General features: G+C 41.1%; 3 protein-coding genes. 1 reads left to right on the forward strand and 2 read right to left on the reverse strand.

Annotation, left to right across the window (positions count from 1 at the left end; genetic code table 11):
* Positions 1-108: 108 nt before the first annotated feature.
* Positions 109-1089 carry an endonuclease/exonuclease/phosphatase family protein gene (locus NJ959_RS26085; protein ID WP_254014676.1) on the reverse strand — a complete coding sequence of 327 codons (981 nt, stop codon included), beginning with the start codon at positions 1087-1089 and terminating at the stop codon, positions 109-111.
* 264 nt (positions 1090-1353) lie between these two features.
* Positions 1354-2379 carry an N-acetylmuramoyl-L-alanine amidase gene (locus NJ959_RS26090; protein ID WP_254014677.1) on the reverse strand — a complete coding sequence of 342 codons (1026 nt, stop codon included), beginning with the start codon at positions 2377-2379 and terminating at the stop codon, positions 1354-1356.
* 315 nt (positions 2380-2694) lie between these two features.
* On the opposite strand from NJ959_RS26090, the gene NJ959_RS26095 reads away from it, so the two are divergent.
* The gene (locus NJ959_RS26095; protein ID WP_254014678.1) at positions 2695-4422 is read left to right on the forward strand and encodes a diflavin flavoprotein; all 1728 of its coding nucleotides are present in this window, start codon (positions 2695-2697) and stop codon (positions 4420-4422) included.
* Positions 4423-4453: the final 31 nt, after the last annotated feature.

Here is a 4453-nt window from a genome sequence, read left to right on the forward strand (position 1 = left end):
AGTCAATATAGCCCCTAACCTCTTGCCAAAATGGACGAACAAATTCTCCAAAGTATTAAGGCTTTGTTGTTGAAATCTGTTGCCGCGTAATTTCGGGTACATGTACATCTAAATTCGTCTTCGCAATTCGACAAAAACTGGTAAATGATCCGATCCTATATTATCTCCAGTACCACGATTTAGAGTTACAATTGACCGACTGTGCAAACAGTGATCTATGGGAATTGTTAAGAAAGATGGCAAACCCGCCAGCCATGTTGGTTGCAACCCAAATCCCCGTTGTGAATTTCTCAGGTTGCTTTTGTGTAAAAAATTCCTAAATCGACTTGACCATGGTGTACTATTAAAATCACCAATAACGATTGCATCATGTTTTTCCTGATTGAGACTCCAGTCGGCTACAGCATTTAACTCAATCTGTTGAAAAGCTGATGTATGAGAATTACGGGGACGGATTAAACTAAGGCTCAAGATAACGACATTTCTATCTCCCCATCGCCAAGTTGTTTCAATTAATGGTCGATCTGAGTAACTCGGTAAATGTATAATTTGTGTTGCGATAACTTCGATCTTTTTTGAAGGTTGAATCGGTAATAACATCGCCACACCAAGGGAATTTTCTTGTGGTAGAGATGTCACTATCCGATATCGAGATAGATTTGATTCTAGGTGAGTTAGCCATCTTGATGTCACCTCTTGCAGGAAAATTAGATCGGCATCCTGTTTTTCTAGGTAATTGATAGCTAAAGTTGTGTCTAAATTATGGCGATCTAGATTAATATGTATAATTCGTAATGGTGGATCTTGTAGATTACTTACCTTCTCGGCAGGTGGTAAAAAGAGTGGCAAAATAAGAGCCAAGTTTAAGATGAGCGGAATTGACCAAAAAAAGCTCCAGGATTGACGATAAATACCGCCAACTACTATTGCAGAAATTAAAATTAAACAGTATTGTGGTCTAGGATGATCCATCAGCTCAAAAAACCACGATAAACCACCTGCAAAACCAAGAATAGTCGCAATTGTTGCTCCCCCTGCTGCAACATTTAATGATAATTTAGCTAAAGTTATGATTAGATTTAATTTCATAGCAAGTTAACAGTTAACGGTTAATAGCTAATTGCTATTAGCTAATATAAGACTGAACGATCTAGTCAAGAAATCAACTATTAGCAATGGGAGCATCCCACTTTGGCAAAAATACTCGTTTTTTTGACAAAGTTTTTACCCCCCCAGCCCCCCTTGTCAAAGGGGGGAGTAAGAATCAACCTGCATTTCTTCCAAATCGGGATGCTCCCTTAGCAATTAGCAATTAGCCATTAGCAATTAGCCATTAGGAAGCAACTTAGGTTACTAGTAATTCTGCTGAATATACTGAAGAATACCCTGTGCAATTGCTTGTGCCATTTGGTTCTGATATTCAGGAGTTGCTAATCGCGGTGAGTCAATATTACCTGTAACAAAACCCACTTCCACAAGAACAGCAGGCATGGGATTATTTCTAAGTACAAAAAATCTCGCCCTTCTCACTCCGCGATCGCGGATATTAATACTTTGCAAAATACTGTTGTGAATGGTTTGGGCTAGGCGATAACCACTGTCGAAATAGTAAGTTTCTAATCCATTTGCATCAGGACGATTAGCGACGGAATTAGCATGGATACTGACAAATAGATCGACATTTGCCTGTTTTGCCATTTGCACGCGGGGTGCTAAATCTACGAAATAATCACTCGTTCGCGTCAGAATTACTTGAATTCCTTGTTGCTCCAATATAGCACCAATTTGTTGAGAAATTGGCAGAATTACATCTTTTTCTAGCAATCCATTTAGTCCAACTGCGCCAGAATCTTTACCCCCATGCCCCGGATCGATCATTACTACTAAACGGCGATTGGGAGAGGAGGGAAAATTTGGTGGTGGATTACTCACCACTGGAGGAACAACTGGATTTTGTGGGGATATGGGTGTGGGATTAGGGGATTCTCCTATTTGTTGCGGTATGGGTAATTGTACCGTCCATTGAGTAGGGGAAAGTCCCTGAAATATTACTTGTTGTGGATTAAGGGTATATCCGGGATTCAGTTCAATTACTAAGCGGGTTGTCCGATTGTTAAATTGTCCCACCCGTATCGAACGAATTGCGCCTCCTATCGATTTCTCAATTGTAGAACTATCGAGGATAATACCGGGTAAATCGATAACTAGACGTGTGGGATCTGTAATGATTTGGGCTTTTGGTTGAACCCCTGTATCTGTTGTAAAAAATAGCCGATTCTGATTAGTATCAAAACGCCAGGATAGCAATCTCGCAGCTTCCGCAGGAGATGACAGCAAAAAAAAGCCTAGAAAACTAGGTAATAACCAGCGAAGTTTCACGAATGAGTATCCTCAAAGGAGAGTAAAGTTACCAAGTTGCTTCAGCAATGGCACAAGTTTAGGGTTCAGATTTACGATTCTCTCACACCTGTTAGCCAACCGGGAGTACAGCCCAATACCTGAGCTTGAAATGAAGGTCAATTCTCAAGACTTTACCATCTAGTGGTCACTCGATCGGGATAAATGCCCTAATTATCTGTGAAAGTGGAAATTTTGAACATAGCCATAAGTTTTTTGTATAGAAACCTATCAAAAGATATGTAAATATAATTAAAGAATGCCAATTCGATAGAGTTACACAAAAGGAGGGGACTGATGGTGGCACTGACTGAGAAACTCCAACGTCGGTTGACGATGCAGACTATAGAAATTGCTCCTAATACAACGACGATTCGTTCCCTGGATTGGGATCGGGATCGTTTTGATATTGAATTTGGGCTGCAAAATGGCACTACCTATAACTCATTCCTGATTCAGGGCGAAAAAATAGCCCTAGTAGATACTTCTCACGAAAAGTTTCGCCAACTTTACCTGGATACATTAACTGGACTGATCGATCCTAGCAAACTAGATTATCTAATTGTCAGCCATACGGAACCGGATCATAGTGGATTAGTCAAAGATATCCTAGAATTGGCTCCTAATGTTACAGTTGTGGGTTCAAAAGTTGCGATTCAGTTTTTAGAAAATTGGCTCCATCAACCCTTTCAAAAACTGATTGTCAAAGGTGGCGATACTTTAGACTTAGGCAACGATCATGTTTTGGAATTTTTGATTGCTCCAAATCTCCATTGGCCTGATACTATCTTTACTTATGATGCCAAAACTCAGGTTCTCTATACCTGTGATGCTTTTGGGATGCACTATTGCAATGACCATACCTTTGATGAAGATTTAGAGCTGATTGAAGAGGACTTTAAATATTACTATGACTGCTTAATGGGACCGAATGCTCGCTCAGTTTTGACGGCGATGAAGCGGATGAGTAATTTACCCGGAATTACGACTATTGCCACAGGTCATGGTCCTTTACTCTATCATAATCTGACTGAATTAACAGGTCGTTATCGTGAGTGGAGTGAAGCGCAAGCCAAAGCAGAAACCACTGTGGCTGTATTTTACCTATCGGATTACGGATTTAGCGATCGCATTTCCCAAGCCATTGCCCATGGTATTACGAAAACGGGTGTGGCGGTGGAGATGATGGATTTGCGAATTGCAGAACCCCAAGAGGTGAAAGAATTAGTCAGTATTGCTTCTGGTATTATCATCGGTACGCCATCAACAACAGGAGAGGTGGCTACTATTGCTCAAACTGTTATTGGGACTATTTTTGGTGCAACAAATCCTAAGCAATCTTTTGGCGTATTTGAATCCGGCGCTCCAGATAGCGAATCTGCTTATCTGTTAGTTAACAAATTCCGGGATTTAGGATTGCATCCAGCTTTTGCCCCAATTTTAATCAAAGAAAGCCCCTCTGATATCACCTATCATTTGTGTGAAGAAGCGGGAACTGAATTAGGAGCTTGGTTAACTCGCGATCGCTCAATTAAGCAAATTAAAGCGATTGATTCTGAACTAGAAAAAGCGTTAGGAAGACTCAGCAACGGCTTGTATATTCTCACTACTCGCCAAGGGAATATTAGTAGTGCAATGTTTGCCTCCTGGGTAGCGCAAGCGAGTTTTAAACCTTTGGGGATAACGGTTGCTGTGGCAAAAGATCGGGCAATTGAGTCATTATTGCATGTGGGCAATCGCTTTGTTCTCAATGTTTTAGCGGAAGGGAATTATCATAAACTGATGAAGCATTTCCTCAAACGTTTTCCTCTTGGTGCGGATCGTTTTGCGGATATTAAAACCTATCCGGCAACCAATGGTTCCCCTATTCTTGCTGACGCACTAGCTTATCTAGAATGCGAAGTACAAAGTCGCATGGATTGTGAGGATCACTGGACTATTTATAGTACGGTTTCAATGGGGCGGGTTTCTCAATCAGATGCCTTAACAGCAGTACATCATCGGAAGGTGGGGAACCATTATTAGAGGGAATGGGGAGTGGGGAATGGGGAGTGGG

Source organism: Limnofasciculus baicalensis BBK-W-15, from assembly GCF_024178385.1.
GTDB classification, from domain to species: domain Bacteria; phylum Cyanobacteriota; class Cyanobacteriia; order Cyanobacteriales; family Coleofasciculaceae; genus Limnofasciculus; species Limnofasciculus baicalensis.